We start from the raw sequence: 16,669 nt of genomic DNA on the forward strand, positions 1-16,669 counted from the left end.
CCGCGCGTCGAGGTCCGCGGTTTCGACCTCGACGAAGTCGCGTAGTCGGCAGGGTGGGGAGTGTACGGCGACGACAGCTTCCGCAATGCCGTCGGCGAGGTGGCGCAGGTCGCCGCATTGCGGGTCAGGTGTGGCGTACGCGATTCAGGATGCCCCGGAGGATCCCCCACCGGGCGGACTGCGCTCGTCGCCAGCGGGTCCGCTCGGTAGCGGAAGTGACGACGAACGTGGCGGCTGAGCCGAGCGGGACACCGACGATGGTCAACACCTGCGCAACAATCGGGTACACGGATCACAGCCTGCCGGTTCTCCGGCCAACTCGGGCGCTCATCCAACGGCGAGCGGACGCCGACCAGAGCCGTCGGCACCAGGCCGACCGCCGACCGGGTGTGTGCGGCAGGCAACGCACGGACATGCCGAAGAGCGTGCAGTCGAACGTGTCGACAAGCCGTAGTGCCGGGACGGAGTCTTCGCCCCGGCGTCGGCGCGGAAGGTTACGGTCGTCGCGCCACAGGCGAGGTGCGGGCGGATGGGATGAGGTGGACGAATGACCACTGGTGGCTTCTCGTCGAAACGGCTGGCTCGGGTGCGAGAGCTGCTGGAGCGCCACGTCGAGTCCGGCTTCGTGCCCGGTGCGGTGGGCGTTCTCGCCCGCCGCGGCGAGGTGCACGTCGAAGCAACGGGCGCCCTCGCGTTCGAGGGCGCGGGATCGAGTGCGCCGATGGCGGCCGACACGATCTGCCGCTTGGCCTCGATGACCAAGCCGATCGTCGCCGCGTGCGCGATGACGCTCGTCGACGACTGCACCCTGCGCCTCGACGACCCGGTCGACGACCTCCTCCCGGAGCTGGCGGACATGACCGTGCTCGCCAATCCCCACGGACCACTGGACGACACCGTCGCGGCGCAACGCCCGATCACGCTGCGGGACCTGCTCACGTACACCAGCGGCATCGGCGTGATCCCGACCAAACCGGGGAGGGTCCCGATCGTCGACGCGGTGAACGCACTCGACTACTCGTCGCTGGACGAGTGGATGCGCGGGCTGGGCAAGCTTCCGCTCTCCCACCAGCCGGGAGAGCAGTGGATGTACGACACCGCCTCCAACGTGACCGGCGTGCTCATCGCCAGGGCCACCGGCATGTCCTTCGGGGACGCCTTGCGCGAGCGGATCTGCGATCCGCTCGGGATGAAGGACACCGGCTTCAGCGTGAGCGGCGAGGACATCGCCCGGTTGGCGACGGCGTACCAGCGCGACGACGCCGCCACCGGCGAGCCGGTCGTCGACGACGGCCCCGACGGGCGGTGGAGCCGACCGCCGGCGTTCGAATCAGGTGGCGGCGGGCTCGTCACGACCGCCCAGGACTACTTCGCCTTCGCTTCGACTCTGCTGGCCGGCGGTTCCCACCGCGGCCGGAGGGTGCTCACCCGACCATCGGTCACGCTGATGACGACCGATCACCTGACGTCGGCGCAGAAGGCGGTCCCCGGGTTCTGGCTGGGGAACGAGCTGGGCTGGGGATTCGGGATGTCGGTCCTGACCCGCCCCAGCCGGCTCGGCCCGTCGGTCGGCAGCTACGGGTGGTCCGGCTTCTACGGCACTGCCTGGTACAACGATCCCGCCGAGGACCTGACGGCGATCTTCTTCATGCAGCGGGGGCACACGGGTGACCAGAGGCTGCCGATGTGGCACGACCTCTGGACCGCTGTCTACCAGGCGATCGACGACTGACCGAAGGAGACGTGGACGCGCTCGAGGGTGACGGCGCGGTCGACGTGGAAGAAGCCGCAGGTCGACATGGCGGCGGTCTGGGCGCGGGGGAACCGTCGTGGTGCTCTCCCGGGCCATCCGCTCGATCAACGCCACCACGGCATCGTCGACCGGTGGCCGCCCGGTTCGCAGGACGGTGAACGGCCGTCAACGGCAGGCCTCGACCGCGACGTGCCTCAGTAGTCCAGTTCGAAGTCGCGGTGGTCGTCGGGGTCGACCGCCGCGTCGAGCTTGTTCCCCGGCCGCAGGCTGGGGTGGTACCCGGCGTCGTGCTCGATCTCGAACTCCGGCACGTCCGGGCCGCTGAGCCGGAGCCGGACGCGGACCGTGGCGTCCTCGCTGGTCGGCTCCATGGACAGGACCTCGGCGGTCGCGGGCAGCCCCACCTCGTCCAGGCGCAGCAGCCGCCGCTTGGCGCGCGCGATGCCGCGCCACACGGCGATGCCCAGCGGCAGCAGCACCACGGTGAGCACGGTGCCGACGGCGCCGCCGTCGTTGGTCGCGTAGACGATCGGTCCGGTGACCACCAACGCCACGGCGAAGAGGTGCAGGACCACGTTTTTGCCTCGGTTGGCCCCGCGTACTTCGACGAACCCGTCCTCCGCCATTCCGGCACCTTAAGCGGGTCGTGGGGTGCTGCGGGCCGGGTTGGCGCGAGTGCGTCCGGACGGCGCACTGCCGGCCCGAACCACCCTCCACCAGCGGACTGATCGCGTTCACCGCAACGAGATCAGGCACCTGCTCGCCGCCCTCACGGCATCGATCCCACATCCACCAGGCCCCACGAAGGTCGGAAATCGCTTGAACGCGCTGGGGCGTGCCGGTTACGTTCGGCCGCATGTTCTAGAGGCGGCACAGGTCGAGACACCCCGTCAGGCAGGCGGCAGCGGTCGATTCCCCGACGCTGCGCGCTGAGGCCTGCCTTGTTCCCCCATGCCGTCGACCACCGCTTCCGCAGCGGCACTTCTCCCTTCTCGATCGACATCGCGATGGGCGGTCGGCATGCCATCGCGATCTTCTCGAGGAGAGTGCTGATGTCACGACGCTGTGACGTGTGCGGCAAGGAGCCGAGCTTCGGCAACCAGGTCGCTCGGCTGGGGCGCCACGCCCAGAAGCGGCGGGTGCTCGGGCGCTCGACGCGGATGTTCCGCCCGAACATCCAACCCGTGAAGGCGACCGTCGACGGTCGGCCGGTGAAGCTCAAGGTCTGCACAGCGTGCCTGAAGGCGGGGAAGGTCCGGCGCCGCACTTCGTAGTACTCCGCCGGCACGCGGACGGGGCCCGCGCCGGCGGGCCCCGTCCGCGCGTGCTCAGCCCCGGTCTCTACGTTCCCGTCGAGGGGTGCGGGTCACCAGGTCCTCCTCGACCAGGTTCGGGAGCGAGAGGTCAGTCACCGCGGAGCAGGGCGTTGCACTCGCGTTGGAGCGTCACGTCCTGCCACATCGGGTGGTGCGGGGCGGCGTTGGAGCACACGACGGAGCCCCACGCCCCGACCCGTGCGGCCTCGGTGGCGGCCGTGCGGCAGAAGGCGGCCCCGACGGGGCCTTCCTCGAAGGTCCCGTGCAACGGGGTGTAGCCGATCCAGCCCTCGCCGAAGACCAGGGGGACGCCGGTCTCGGCGGCCCAGTCGGCGGCGGCGTCGATCCAGGTGGTCAGTTGTCGCCGCATGGCCGTTCGGTGGGTGGCGTAGCGGTCGTAGAGCCAGGCGTCCCACTTGCCCGGGTCGCACCAGTCGTGCACGTACACCTCGCGCCGCCCGACGATCGTGGCGTCCAGCCGCCACCGCTGGTCCCGGGGCGGCTGCCAGTCGGCGAAGTCGGGCGCGTCGGGGCGCAGCAGCTCGCGGCGGGCGCGTTCCTGCGGGAACGGGCGGGCCGGATCGCGCAGCGCGAACTCGTCGAGCAGTTCGTCCAGCACGCCGTACACGTACGGGTGGAACACCGCGACGTCGACACTGCGCGGGATCCCGCGCAGCGAGCCGACCGGGACCTGCGCGTAGTTCACCGTGACGCGCCGGTCGGGGTGGCGCTGCTTGAACCGCGCGATCCCGCGTTCCAACCGGGGACGGAGCGCGACCACGTGGTCGCCGTCGAGGCCGTCGGCCAGGTGACCGGCCTGCACCTCGTTGTGCAGCTCGGTGAACGCCACGCGGTCGTCCAGCCCGTGCGACGCGAGGAAGTCCACCAGGTCGGCCAGCGCGTCGGCGAGGGCGACGGCGCGGTCCTCGGGGTCGATCGCCATCACGGCGTCGAACCAGTCCCGGTCCACGGCGAACGACGGGCTCTGCTGGTACTCCCAGCTCGACAGGACGACGAAGCAGTCGTGCCGCCGCGCGGCGCGGAACAGCGCCAGCAACCAGGCGCGTGCGTCGATCACGGTGTGCGCCCCCACGTCGTACCACCGCACTCGGGCGCCGTAACCACTGCCCAACGGGCCGAGCCGCAGCCGTGAGGTGTTGACCCCGGAGCCGAACAGCAGCAGCGGCATGGCGCAGATCCGCACGGTGTTGTACCCGCGTTCCACGGCTTCGGAGAACGCCCCGTCGAGGTCCTCGAACGGCTCACCGGGCCCGGTGCGGGTGTACCAGGTGAAGTCCCACAGCGTGATTGTCAGCTTCTCCGGGGTCACGCTTTCACCGCCCCGGCGGTCAAGCCCTCCAGCAACTGCTTGCGCAGCAGGAAGAACACCAGCAGGCTCGGCACGGCGGCCAGCACGGACCCGGCCAGCACCAGGTCGTACTGCCGCCCCGTGGCGCCGAACAGCGCCTGGATTCCCATGGGCAACGTGTAGTCCTCCGGTTCGCTGATGACGATCAGCGGCCACAGCAGGCTGTTGTAGCTGTTGAGGAACGACCACACGCCCAACGCGCCCAGTGCCGGGCGCAGCAGGGGCAGCACGACCCGGCGGAACAGGCCGAACTCGGTGCAGCCGTCGATGCGCGCGGCGTCGAGCAGCTCGTCGGGGACGGCCTGCTCGGTGAACTGGCGCATCATGAAGATCCCGAACGCCGGCGCCACCCACGGCACGACGAGAGCGAACCAGGGATCGGTCAGCCGGGCCTTGGCGACCATGATGAACAGTGGCACGACGATCACCGCGAACGGCACGGCCAACGAGCTGAACATGATCGTGAACAGCGCGTTGCGGCCGCGGAAGCGGTACTTGGCGAAGGCGAACCCGGCCAGCGAGCACAGCAGCACCGAGACCGCGGTGGAGATCAGCGCGACGACGGTGCTGATGGTGAACCAGCTCCAGAACGGCTGCGCCTCCAGCAGACCCCGGTAGTTGTCCAGCACCGCCGGGTGGGGCAGCAGCCGGGGTGGGTAGGAGAAGATGTCGGCGCGGCTCTTGAACGACGCCGACAGCGCCCACAGCAGCGGCAGCGCGAAGACCGCCAGCAGGGCGATCAGGAACCCGTACAGCAGCACGCGGCCGGCGGGCGAACGACGGGCGGTCATGGTGCTCATCGGGAGTCCCTTCCCACACCGAGCAGGCGGTTGGCCAGCAGCCCGAGGGCCACGACGACGAGGAACAGCACCACACCCGCGGCGGCGGCGTAACCGAGCTGCTGGCGCTGGAAACCGGCGCGGTAGACGAACATCGCCACCGACAACGTCGACTCGCCCGGCCCGCCCTGGGTGAGCAGGAACGGTTCGTCGAAGATCTGAGCCGTGCTCACCAGCACGGTCACGGCCACGAACGCCGTCACCGGCTTGAGCGCCGGCAGCGTCACGCTGGTGAAGCGCCGCAGCGGTCCCGCGCCGTCGATCGCGGCGGCCTCGTGCAGCTCACGTGGCACGTTCTGCAGACCGGCGAGGAAGAACACGGTCAGGTAGCCGGTCCAGCGCCACAGCACCAGGATGACCACGGTGGCCTTGGCCCAGGTCGGGTCGCCGGTCCAGTCGATGCCGCCGAACCCGAACACCGCCTTGAGCGCGCCGTTGACGATGCCGAACTCGGTGTCGAAGAACAGCCCGAACACCAGCGTGATGACGATGGGGGAGATGACCACCGGCATGAAGAACGCCAACCGGAACACGTCCCGCCCGCGCAGTCCGCGCGCGTTGAGGGCTTGGGCGATCAGCAACGCGGCGGGCACCACGACCAGCAGCGTGAACACCACGTACAGCGCGGTGTTCCCGACCGAGGTCCAGAAGCTCGCGTCGGTCAGCAGATCTGCGTAGTTGCGCAAGCCCACCCACTCCGGCGTCCCCAACCCGGCCCACTCGGTGCAGCTCAGGTACAGGCCCACGAGGATCGGCACGGCCATGAACAGCCCGAACAGGACGAAGAACGGCGAGACGAACGCGTACGGCGCCGCTTCGCGCTGGTGCCGCGACCACCACGAGCCCTGTCCGGTCGCCGGGGACGCGGTGGTGGGCGGACGTTCGAGGGTGGGTGCGCTCATCGCTTCACCTGCTGCCGGTAGGCCGCGATACCCGCCTGGATCGCGGCATGTGCGGAGGTCCGCCCTTTCAGGGCGTCCAGGACCGGGCCGCCGAGGACGGCGCTCAGCACCTGCATCCCGGCGGCCTGGTGGAACAGCGGCAGGTCGTCGGCCGCGGCTGCGTAGACGTCGAACACGCGCTGGCCGCCGAGGTACTCGTCGCGCACCGCGAGCAGGTCGGGGTCGCGGTAGAGGGGGCGCAGCGTGGGCAGGTAGCCGCCCGCGTGGTACCGCAGCACCTGTCCCTCCCGGGTCAGGTACACCCGGCGCAGGAACTCCAGCGCCGCCTCGGTCGCGGGCTTGTCCTTGACCACGGTGAAGGCCGTGCCGCCCAGCGTGGTGGCCAGGTGTCCGCCGCCGGCGAACTTCGGCAGCGTGCGCATCCGCCACCGGCCCTGCTGGTCGGGCACGTTGGCCTGCAGGCCGTAGGCGTTGTACCAGTTCGGCATGGCGGTGGCGGCCAGCCGCCCGGACTTGAGCGCCGCCGCGCACGCGCTGCCGTAGGGGTCCGGCAGGGCCAACAGGAACCCCGTCCGGACGCCCTGGGCCAGGAACTCCAACACCTCGACCGCCTCGGGCGAGTCCAGCGCCAGGGCGCCGGACTCGTCGAACACCTCGCCGCCGCGTTGCAACAGCATCTGCGTGTAGCCGTTGACGATCGCGCCGTTGTCACCGACCGAGACCATGCCCAGGCTGATCTGCCGGTCACGGGCCAGGCGCTCGCCGTGCTCGGCGAACTCCTCCCAGGTGGCCACGTCCTCGGGCACGCCGTGCTCGGCGAACACGTCCTGCCGGTAGTACAGGACCGTGATCGAGTTGTCGGAGTCCAGGCCGTAGGGCTTGCCACCCACCTCGTACGGGGCCAGCTTGAGCAGGTCGTCGCCGAACGGGGCGACGGTGTCGGTCAGGTCGACGAACAGGTTCTCCGCGATCGCCGAGCCCATGACGCGGGGGAACTGGTCGATGACCACGCCCGCGAGGTCCGGGGTGTTCCCGTCGGCCACGGCCTGGGCGATCATCCGCGTGACGATGTCCCCGGGCGCGGCCGAGGTGATCCGCGGCTGGAACGTGAACGCGGAGCCGCCCGAGATCGCCGGGTCGGTCGCGGCCTTGGTGAAGGTGGTGACGTAGCCGGGGTCGTGGGTCCAGATCCGCAGGTCGACCTGACCGGACGTGACAGGCGTGGTCGATCGCGCACCGCAGGCGCTCAACGTGCCCGCGGCGGCAGCGCCCAGTGCGCCGAGCAGCAGGGACCTCCGGCTCGGGTGGCTCACCACAGCTCCACCCGGGTCCGGCGGACCAGCCGGACCGCGTCGACCGACGCGGTGTCCGACGCGGCCTCGTACCGGGCGCGCACCGACGGGTCCACGTACACCGCGCTCTCCGCCGGACGTGGCAGCACCCGGATCTCGACGCCGTGCTCCAGCACCTCGTCGGCGAACCGGCGCAACCCGATCTCCCACTCCGGACCGTGCCAGAAGTGGTCGGCCACGAGCCGGCCGCCGATGTGCGCGCGTGCCACGTCTCCCGTGTAGCCGAGCACCAGCAGCACTTCGTCGTCACCGGTCAACGCCTCGGGAGGCACCTCGACGCGGTGGACGGCGGCGTGCTCGAAGTCCTCGTCCGGCGGCGCCGACGCCCTGTCCTGGGATCCGCCCGTCCGCGCGGGCGGGGCCTCGGCCTCGGCGCGCACCACCTCCAACGTCGGTGCGGGAAGGGGAGGTGCGCCGGCGAGGACGCGGGTGACCCCCGGTGCGGGCAGGAACGACACTTCCACCTGCTCCACCGCGGTCTCCAACCAGATCGAGTCGCCGTCGACCACGACGGGCTCGTCGCACAGGACCAGCGTGTCGACCCCGGACACGTCGAGGCGCTGCAACCGCAGCCCGTTCGCCTCGTCGAGCACCAGCAGCCGTGCCCTCGCGCCGTCGGGCGTGGTCGCGGTGATGAGGGCGTCGATCCCGGGGTTGGCGACGGTGGTCACGCCGTGCCCGTCCACACGCGCCCCGTCGACCTCCGTGCCGACGGGGAAGGCGAACTGCGGGGTGATGCCGGCGGTGGCGACGAACACGGCCGTGGGCACGCCGTCCCACGTCGACCTGGCCACCGGCATCGCACTGGCCCAGACCAGTTCGACCTCGCCCACCCGGTAGCCGATCGGCCAGGCGAAGTGCGCCCCGGACGGGATGGTCACGCCCTCGGCGGGCAGTCGGACGGTCCGGTCGCCGAGCACGACCTCGAACCGCACGTCGTGGTGGTCGGGCAGGGGCTCGTGCGGCTGGTGGTTGTTGACGAACAGAAGAGCCGGACCGCCGCTCCACCGCACCGACCAGCGCAGCGTGGCGCGGTCGTCCAGGTCCGCCGGTGTGACGTCGGGCAGGTGCAGCTCGGCCGGCGCGAGGTCCGCGCCGTTGTCGCGCAGGAACAGGTGCTGGAGCCGCAGCGCGGCGAACGACGGTCGCACCTGCCCGTACGCGCCCAGGGGCGCCTGGAAGTCGTAGTTCACCACGGGCAGGTCGTTGGGGTAGCCGGTGGCGTGCGACTCCTGGTTCGGCGTGGACAGGTCCAAGCGCTGCGAGCAGCCGTGGTAGAGGTAGTAGCCCTGCCACGCCGACCCGCTCGCCAGCTTCGCCAACGCGAGCGCGGACACGTCGGCGGCCGGGACCAGCGGCCTGCGGTGGTAGGCGATGGCCATGCCACCGCCCAGCTCGCACGTGGCGTAGGGGTAGCGGGTGTCGTCGGGACCGCTGCTCTCGGGCGCCGTGGTGCGCAGGTCGGCGCCGATCGCGTGATCGTCGCGGATCGGGGTGGGGAAGTAGTGGCGGCGCACGTCGCGGGCCCACCCGTCCGAGGCGTCCTCCCAGAACGCCTCGGGGTAGCCGGCGTAGAGGGGGAGCACCACGTCGGGCGGCAGCTGAGCCGCACCCCAGCCCGTCGCCGTCCACAGGGGCGCGCTCATGCCCACCTCCTCGGCGAGCGCGCGCAGCGTGGCCAGGTGATCGGGCTGGTCGTACAGCTCGTTCTCCACCTGCACGGCGAGGACCGGGCCGCCGTCGGCCCACCACAGACCGGACAGCTGCGCGGCGATGGCGGCGTAGTAGGGCCGCACGAGGTCGAGGTACGCGGGGTCGTCGGTGCGCGGTGTGCAGTGCACGTCGGCCAGCCAGTCGGGGAAGCCCCCGTTGCGGCACTCGCCGTGCGACCACGGGCCGATCCGCACCGACACGGCGAAGTCGAGCTCGGCGCACAGCTCGACGAAACGGCGGACGTCGCGGTCACCGTCGAAGCGGAGCTGCCCGCGGTTCTCCTCGTGGTGGTTCCAGAACAGGTAGGTGGCGACGAGGTCGATCCCGCCCGCCCGCATCATCAGCAGCTCGTGCCGCCACAGCGCCCGGGGGAACCGGCTGAAGTGGAACTCGCCCATCACGGGCAGCCACGGGCGTCCGTCCCGACCCACCGCGCGGCCGTCCACCCGCACCGGCCGGGGATCGCCGGGGGCTGTGCCCATGGGCAGGTGCCCTACCAGCGGCGGGACGGGATCGTGAGCGTGCAGCGAGAGCATGTCGTGCTCCTGGACTCCTGTGGTCAGCGGCGGGTTCATCGTGGGCACGGGTCAGACCGGTGTCAAGGATTATTCATAAATAATGACGATTTGCTACGCTGGCGGTTCACCACCGCTGGGGAGGAGCAACATGGCCCGCTACACCGGCCGCGGCGTGCACTACCAGGTCGTGCAGGACATCGGCTCACGCGTCGTCGGCGGCCAGTACGCACCCGGTGACGTGCTCGACCTGCGGACCTTGGGCGAGGAGCTCGACGTCAGCCTCACCGTGCTGCGTGAAGCGCTGAAGGTGCTGACCGGCAAAGGACTCGTCGACGCCCGGCAGAAGCGCGGGACGTTCGTCCGGCCGCGCTCGGCGTGGAACCTGCTCGACGCCGACGTGATCGACTGGCGCATCGACGGCGGCGACGCCGACCGCGTGCTGCGCGACCTGGCGGACCTGCGGTCGGTCATCGAGCCCGCCGTCGCCCACCGCGCCGCCCTCCGGCGCACCGAGGCCGATCTGGACGCCCTCGACGCCGCGCTGGACGCCATGACGACGGCCGGTGACGACGCGACGGCCGCCGCGGAAGCCGACGCCGCCTTCCACCGCGCCCTGCTCTCCGCCACCGGCAACGAGCTGTTCGCGCGGATGGACCTGCTGCTGGAGCCCGGCCTGCGCGCCCGCGACCGACTGGTGCACTCCCACGTGGGCGCGGATGACCCCGTGCCCAGCCACCGCGCCGTCCTGGACGCCGTGCGCGACGGCGACGCCCCGCGCGCCGAGCTGGCCATGCTCGACCTGCTGGCCAAGGCCCTGGAGGACATCGGCGCCATCGCCGCCCGCACGGAGCACCGGTGACCGGGCCGCTCGCCGGCCGGGTCGCGTTGGTCACCGGCGCGGCGCGGGGCATCGGTGAGGCCACCGCGCACCGGCTGGCCCGTGACGGTGCGGTCGTCGCCCTGCTCGACGTGTCCCCCGAGGTCGAAGCCGTGGCATCGGACATCACCGCCGCCGGCGGCCGGGCGATCGCCTTGCGCCGCGACGTGAGCTCCGAAGCCGACTGGGCCGACGCCGCGCGCGCGTGCCGGGACCGGCTGGGGCCGGTGGACGTGCTGGTCAACAACGCCTACACCGTCGACGTGCGACCCGCGCACGAGACCAGCACGCGGTCGTGGGAGCGGCAGATCGCGGTCAACCTCACCGGCGCCTTCCTCGGCGTCCGGGAGTGCCTGCCCGACCTGCGCCGCGACCGGCGTGGCGCGGTCGTGCTCGTCTCGTCCGTGCACGCCGTGATCGGACTGCCGGGGCGGGCCGCGTACGCCTCCGCCAAGGCCGGCCTCACCGGCCTGACCCGCCAACTGGCCGCCGAGTACGGCACCGAGGTCCGGGTCAACGCCGTGCTGCCCGGACCGGTGCTGACCGCCGCGTGGGACGGCATCGGCGAGGACGACCGCCGCGCCAGCGCCGAGCAGACCGTCGTGCGACGCCTCGGCCGCCCCGAAGAAGTGGCCGCCGTCATCGCGTTCCTGGCCGGCGACGACGCCTCCTTCGTCACCGGCGCCTGCGTGCCGGTCGACGGCGGGTGGAGCGTCTACAAGACCTCGTCCTGACCGGCCACCGACCCGAGAGAAGCGCACCGCGTGAAGATCACCGCCGTCGAGACCTTCCTGGTCCCACCCCGCTGGCTGTTCTGCCGAGTCAGCACCGACGAGGGCATCACCGGCTGGGGCGAACCGGTCGTGGAAGGACGCGCCGAGACCGTGCGCGCGGCCGTCGAGGAGTTGTCCGGGGTGCTCGTCGGCGCCGACCCCCGCCGCATCGAAGACCTGTGGCAGCTCACCACCAAGTCCGCCTTCTACCGCGGCGGACCCGTGCTCTCCAGCGCCGCCGCCGGTGTCGACCAGGCCCTGTGGGACATCCTCGGCAAGTCCCTCGGCGTGCCCGTGCACCAACTGCTCGGCGGCGCGGTCCGCGACCGGGTGCGCGTCTACGGCTGGATCGGCGGCGACGAGCCCGCCGAGGTGGCCGACGCCGCCGCCGCGCAGGTCGCCGCCGGGCTCACCGCCGTGAAGGTCAACGCGGCCGGCCGGACGAGCCCGGTGCCGACCCGCTCCGACACCGCTGCCATCGTCGCCCGCTTGGCCGCCGTGCGCGAGGCCATCGGCGACGACCGCGACGTCGCAGTGGACTTCCACGGCCGCTTCACCACCGCCGCGGCACTGCGCGTGCTGCCCCAACTGGCCGGGCTGCACCCGCTGTTCGTCGAGGAGCCGGTGCTGCCCGAACACGGTGATCGACTCGCTGACGTGGTCCGGGCGAGTCCCGTGCCGATCGCGTGCGGCGAGAGGCTGTACTCGCGAGCGGACTTCCTGCCCGCGCTGCGCGCCGGCATCGCGGTGGCGCAGCCCGACCTGTCGCACGCCGGCGGCATCTCCGAGGTGCGGCGCATCGCGTCCCTGGCGGAGGTCCACGACGCCCTGCTGGCCCCGCACTGCCCGCTCGGCCCCATCGCGCTGGCCGCCAGCCTCCAGGTCGCCTTCGCCACCCCCAACTTCCTGATCCAGGAGCAGAGCATCGGCATCCACTACCACCGGGACGCCGAACTACTCGACTACGTGCTCGACCGCACCCCGTTCACCTTCCGCGACGGCACGATCCACCGCTGGGACGCGCCCGGCCTGGGAATCGAGGTCGACGAGGACGAGGTGCGCCGCGCCGACGCCGTCGGCCACCGATGGCGACCACCGGTGTGGCGGCACGACGACGGTTCGTTCGCCGAGTGGTGAGGACACCAGCATGACCCTGATCGAAGCCCTGACCGCACACCGCCTCGTGGCCATCATCCGCGGCACCGACCCGGCGGCGTGCGTGCGCACCGCTGCCGTGCTGCTGGACAACGGCATCTCCTTGCTGGAGGTGTCCCTCACGTCGACCGACGCGCTCAAGGTCATCGAACGCGTTGCCGCGTCCGCCGGGTCGGGCGCCCAGGTCGGCGCGGGCACGGTCCTGACGGCCGCCGACGCCCGCGACGCCCGCGACGCGGGCGCGAGCTTCACCGTCACGCCGGCCCTGGGGGAGGGGGTGACGGCATCGGTGGAGCTGGGTCTGCCGGTGCTCGCAGGCGCGCTCACCCCCTCGGAGGTGCTCGCCGCGCACCGCGCGGGAGCGACCGCCGTCAAGGTCTTCCCGGCCTCCTCGCTCGGACCCGGGCACGTCGCCGCGCTGCGCGCCCCCTTCCCCGACGTCCCGCTCGTCCCGGTGGGCGGCATCGGCGCCGACGACGTGCGGCGGTACCTCGCCGCAGGCGCGCTCGCGGTCGGTGTCGGCTCCCCCCTCACCGGCGACGCACCCGACGGGGGAGATCCGGTTGACCTGGCCCGGCGCGTCCGCGCGTTCGTCGACCAGGCGGTCCGGACGTGATCGACGTCGTCGTCCTCGGCGAGACCATGATGTCGCTGAGGTCCACCGGCACGTGGCGCTCGGGCGCCACGGCCACCACCTCCATCGCCGGGGCGGAGAGCACCGTCGCCATCGGACTGTCCCGCCTCGGCCACTCCGCCCGCTGGGTGGGCCGCGTCGGGAACGACGAGCCGGGTGAGTTGGTACTGCGCACGTTGAGGGCCGAAGGGGTCGACACCTCCGCGGTTGCCCGCGACGAAGGCGCACCCACGGGCCTCATCCTGTTCGAACAGCGCACACCCGACGTGACCCGCGTGATCTACCACCGCAGTGGCTCCGCCGGATCGCGCCTGACCGAGCAGGACGCGCTCGCCGGCCTCGCCGGCGGCACCCGGCTGCTCCACGTCACCGGCATCACCCCCGCCCTCGGTCCCAGCCCGCTGGCCGCCGCGCACGCCGCCGTCGACCACGTGCTGGACCGAGGCGGGCTGGTGTCGTTCGACGTCAACTACCGGACCCGCCTGTGGCCGGCAGACGAGGCGTCGCGGGTGCTCACCCCGTTGGCGCGCAGGGCGTCGGTGCTGATCGGCTCCCCGGAGGAGATCGACCTCGTGGGCGGTGACCACGCCGCGGACCACGTCGTCACGAAACTGGGTGCCGACGGGGCGCGGGCGCGTGTCGACGGCGGCAGGTGGTCCGCACCCGCCCGCCGGGTGCGAGCCGTGGACCCGGTCGGGGCGGGTGACGCGTTCACCGCCGGGTACCTGTCCGGCCTGCTCGACGGGCTGTCCCCGGGCGAGTGCCTGGCCAGGGGCAACGCCACGGGCGCCTTCGCGGTCATGACGACCGGCGACTGGGAGGGCCTGCCGTCCAGGGCCGAGCTGTCGTTGCTCGACCTGGCCGGCGGCTCGACCCTGCGCTGACGGAGTTCCGTGATCGGCTGGGGCGACCCGGACTTCGTCGAGCAGACCGGCGGGTACGGCTCCCGGTTCGAGAGCAAGACCGACGTGTCCACCTCCGGCCACGGTGGACGACACGTCCTCGTCACGATCTGGAAGGCGTCCCACCTGGACCCGCCGGAAACGCCGGTCGCCCCGTCGATGACAGGGGCGGTGGGCGTGCCCGAGACCGTGGCCGAGGCGGTTCCGGTCAGCGACCGACGGCCGGTGAGTCCGTCAAGGGGACTGCGGCGTGCGCGATCCACCGCGGCGGCGGCGGGTTGACCTGCACGTCCATCCGCTTTTCGGAATGCTTGGTGCACAACGGGTTCCGGCTTCGGTGCGGCCGGGTCGGCAGCGAAGTCGTTGCTGCGGTTGACAATCGAGGTCGTGATCTACAACAGTGTGAGGAGGCGCTCACTGATGACCTTTGGCCGGCGTGGTTCGCAGGTGCTGTGGTCGGGCGGGGTCGGCACGGGGGTGGGATGAACAAGGCGATCCGCCCGTGCATCGGCGCCGAGTTGGCGACGAGGGCACTGTGAGCTCCGCCGCAGGTTCGACGTGCAGGGGAGGGCGGTCGAGTGCGCACTCGCATCGACGTGGAGTTCGTCGGCGACAGGGACGGCACGGCGGCGTTCACGTGGGGGCAGCGCGGGATCTGGGACGCGATGGCGACCAACCGGCAGACGTGGAACCTGAGCTACGTGGTCGAACTCGCCGATGTGCGTGCTGACGTCGACTCGGTGGTCGATGCGATCGGGCGGTTGCTGGTCAGGCACGAATCGTTGCGCACGGTGGTCCGCGTCGCGGAGGGGTCTCCCCTGCAGGTCGTGGTGAGGTCGGGGTCGCTACCGGTCTTGACGGTGACCAGCGGGGCCGCGGAGGCACGTGACACAGCCATGACGCTGAGGCGTGAGCTGGTCGAACCGCCCTTCGACCACGGGACCGAGCTCCCGGTGCGGATCAACCTGGTCGAAGTCGACGGAGTGGTGTGGCACGCGGTGTTCGTGTACTCCCACGTGGCGGTTGATTTCGGTGCCGCCCAGGTCATCCACGAGGACCTGCGGCACGTGTTGGCCACCGGGTCGTTCCCGGGCGAGGCCGGGCTCCAGCCGCTCGATCTCGCACGCCGCGAAGCGAGTGCCGGTGCGGCCGTCACCTCGCGCGCTGTCCGGTACTGGACCGAGCAGCTCCGGCGGATACCGCCGACCACCCTGAGTTCGAGCGGCCCGCTCCACGATCCTCCGGTGCAGGAGGGCGTCCTGATGTCGACGGCCTTGCGGGCAGCGGCCAAGCGCGTGGCGGCGAGGCACGGGACCACTGCCTCGACCGCGGTGCTGGCGGCCTGTGCGATGATCTTGGGCAGGTGGACCGGGCATTCCGTCGTCGCCCTGAACATGCCGGTGGGCAATCGTTTCAAGGAAGAGCACCGCCGTCTCACCACCAACCTCGTGCAGCACGGTCTGTTCGTCCTCGACCTGCCACCGGGGGGAACCCTCGACGATATCGTCCCGCTCGCGGTGAAATCGGCGATGCGGGCTTACCGATACGCCTACTACGACCAGACCGCGCTCGATCGGGCGAGGGCGGAGATCGACGCGGAGCGGGGGGAGCAAATCAACCCCCTGTGCTGTTTCCAGAACCTCGACAACGTGTTCGACGAACCGGATGCGCTGGATGGTCTGCCGGACGGCGACATAGCGGAGAAGCTGGTCGACTCGCAGTTCGCGTGGGGGGTGGAGGACGCTCCGTCCCGTTGCCATTTCTGTCTCAAGGTCGGCCCTTGGCGGGGTGAGGATCAGGCTGTGAGGCTTACCGCGAACACCGCTTACCTGCCACCGGATCGAATCGGTGGGTTTCTCCGTGAACTTGAGGGTGTTCTGGTTTCTTCCGCGGTGCCACCGCGCTCCTGACTCCGCCCGAACCCCCTCGCGGGGCGTCCGGCGCCACCGGGAGCGCGGCTGCGGTCCCGGGAACCGGCCGGTACCGGGCCGGTCGTTGCCTGCCGCTGTCCTGCCGCGGGACAGCGGCGACCTCTGCCCGGTGCGAGCGGTCCACGCGCAGATGACTGTTCGACAGGGGCGGACGTCGAGTGCCGGTGCCAAGGCCTGTCGAAGTCTCCAGGTCGACCCGCTCCCGACCCGCCGGAGGGACACGCGGGCATTGCGGCCGCGCGACACCTCGTGCGTCGGGCACGCGATCGCGAACCGTGGGCGCGGGCTCGCGCGACAACGGGCGGGCGGGCCTCCGGCACCGTGCGCAACCGCGATTCGGGAGCGACGACTGACTAAAGGCCAACCGGTTGTCCTGGTGAAACAGGAGAGTTGCGAAATTACTTGCGCAAGTTCGGTCACGTAGTCCGCTTGGGTGTGCTTGCCCGCCCAGGTTGAGATGTGCTTCAATGCGGTAAGCGTTTACCTGGGGGTGTGGTCGTTTGTATGACAATGGCTAATAGCGCAAACATCTGAAAGGTGGAGGGGGCTCCGCGGTGGGTTTGGTCGAAACCCTCCGGAAATCGCCTTCAAATGTTTCGGGACTTCCGGTCAGCCGTGTTCGGGTACTGGTGCGC

Annotated in this window: 15 protein-coding genes; 9 read left to right on the forward strand and 6 right to left on the reverse strand. The window is 71.3% G+C overall.

What is annotated here, in order from left to right; genetic code table 11:
• The first annotated feature begins 547 nt into the window (after nt 1–547).
• Nucleotides 548–1,732, forward strand: a complete 1,185-nt coding sequence (locus AB0H12_RS30630; protein WP_499627610.1) for a serine hydrolase domain-containing protein — start codon at nt 548–550, stop codon at nt 1,730–1,732.
• Nucleotides 1,733–1,947: 215 nt separating this feature from the next.
• On the opposite strand, the gene AB0H12_RS30635 is transcribed toward AB0H12_RS30630, so the two are convergent.
• Nucleotides 1,948–2,379: a hypothetical protein gene (locus tag AB0H12_RS30635; RefSeq protein ID WP_499627613.1), complete on the reverse strand. Its 432-nt coding sequence runs from the start codon at nt 2,377–2,379 to the stop codon at nt 1,948–1,950.
• Between the two features lie 426 nt (nt 2,380–2,805).
• Here AB0H12_RS30635 and rpmB point away from each other — a divergent pair, with 426 nt between their 5' ends.
• Complete coding sequence (gene rpmB / locus AB0H12_RS30640) at nt 2,806–3,027, forward strand: 50S ribosomal protein L28 (RefSeq protein ID WP_499627616.1); 222 nt, start codon at nt 2,806–2,808, stop codon at nt 3,025–3,027.
• 130 nt (nt 3,028–3,157) lie between these two features.
• Here rpmB and AB0H12_RS30645 read toward each other — a convergent pair whose 3' ends face one another.
• From AB0H12_RS30645 to AB0H12_RS30665, 5 genes are read right to left on the reverse strand one after another with little or no spacing between them, the layout of a single operon-like run.
• Nucleotides 3,158–4,399, reverse strand: coding sequence for a cellulase-like family protein (locus tag AB0H12_RS30645; RefSeq protein ID WP_499627617.1), 1,242 nt, complete (start codon nt 4,397–4,399; stop codon nt 3,158–3,160).
• Nucleotides 4,396–5,238 (reverse strand): carbohydrate ABC transporter permease, encoded by an 843-nt coding sequence (locus tag AB0H12_RS30650; RefSeq protein WP_499627619.1) that lies wholly within the window; start codon nt 5,236–5,238, stop codon nt 4,396–4,398. Before AB0H12_RS30650 ends, AB0H12_RS30645 begins: the two co-directional genes overlap by 4 nt.
• Nucleotides 5,235–6,179 carry a carbohydrate ABC transporter permease gene (locus AB0H12_RS30655; RefSeq protein ID WP_499627621.1) on the reverse strand — a complete coding sequence of 315 codons (945 nt, stop codon included), beginning with the start codon at nt 6,177–6,179 and terminating at the stop codon, nt 5,235–5,237. The genes AB0H12_RS30650 and AB0H12_RS30655 overlap by 4 nt, the downstream gene beginning before the upstream one ends.
• Complete coding sequence (locus AB0H12_RS30660; protein ID WP_499627623.1) at nt 6,176–7,492, reverse strand: ABC transporter substrate-binding protein; 1,317 nt, start codon at nt 7,490–7,492, stop codon at nt 6,176–6,178. The genes AB0H12_RS30655 and AB0H12_RS30660 overlap by 4 nt, the downstream gene beginning before the upstream one ends.
• Nucleotides 7,489–9,726, reverse strand: a complete 2,238-nt coding sequence (locus tag AB0H12_RS30665; RefSeq protein WP_499627625.1) for a beta-galactosidase — start codon at nt 9,724–9,726, stop codon at nt 7,489–7,491. The genes AB0H12_RS30660 and AB0H12_RS30665 overlap by 4 nt, the downstream gene beginning before the upstream one ends.
• A gap of 184 nt (nt 9,727–9,910) precedes the next feature.
• Between AB0H12_RS30665 and AB0H12_RS30670 the strand changes: the two genes are divergently transcribed.
• From AB0H12_RS30670 to AB0H12_RS30700, 7 genes are all read left to right on the forward strand, one after another.
• Nucleotides 9,911–10,621 (forward strand): FadR/GntR family transcriptional regulator, encoded by a 711-nt coding sequence (locus AB0H12_RS30670; protein WP_499627627.1) that lies wholly within the window; start codon nt 9,911–9,913, stop codon nt 10,619–10,621.
• Complete coding sequence (locus AB0H12_RS30675) at nt 10,618–11,373, forward strand: SDR family NAD(P)-dependent oxidoreductase (protein ID WP_499627628.1); 756 nt, start codon at nt 10,618–10,620, stop codon at nt 11,371–11,373. The genes AB0H12_RS30670 and AB0H12_RS30675 overlap by 4 nt, the downstream gene beginning before the upstream one ends.
• Before the next feature lie 30 nt (nt 11,374–11,403).
• Nucleotides 11,404–12,549, forward strand: a complete 1,146-nt coding sequence (gene dgoD / locus AB0H12_RS30680; RefSeq protein ID WP_499627630.1) for a galactonate dehydratase — start codon at nt 11,404–11,406, stop codon at nt 12,547–12,549.
• A 10-nt stretch (nt 12,550–12,559) separates the two neighbouring features.
• On the forward strand, nt 12,560–13,183 hold the full coding sequence (locus tag AB0H12_RS30685) for a bifunctional 4-hydroxy-2-oxoglutarate aldolase/2-dehydro-3-deoxy-phosphogluconate aldolase (protein WP_499627632.1): 624 nt from the start codon (nt 12,560–12,562) through the stop codon (nt 13,181–13,183).
• Nucleotides 13,180–14,085, forward strand: coding sequence for a sugar kinase (locus tag AB0H12_RS30690; protein WP_499627634.1), 906 nt, complete (start codon nt 13,180–13,182; stop codon nt 14,083–14,085). Before AB0H12_RS30685 ends, AB0H12_RS30690 begins: the two co-directional genes overlap by 4 nt.
• A gap of 9 nt (nt 14,086–14,094) precedes the next feature.
• A complete protein-coding gene (locus tag AB0H12_RS30695) occupies nt 14,095–14,385 on the forward strand; it encodes a hypothetical protein (protein WP_499627636.1) in 291 nt (96 codons plus the stop codon).
• Between the two features lie 296 nt (nt 14,386–14,681).
• Nucleotides 14,682–16,013, forward strand: coding sequence for a condensation domain-containing protein (locus AB0H12_RS30700; RefSeq protein ID WP_499627638.1), 1,332 nt, complete (start codon nt 14,682–14,684; stop codon nt 16,011–16,013).
• The last annotated feature ends 656 nt before the right edge of the window (nt 16,014–16,669 follow it).

The sequence above is a fragment of the Actinosynnema sp. NPDC023794 genome (assembly GCF_040639675.1).
GTDB lineage: Bacteria > Actinomycetota > Actinomycetes > Mycobacteriales > Pseudonocardiaceae > Actinosynnema > Actinosynnema luteola.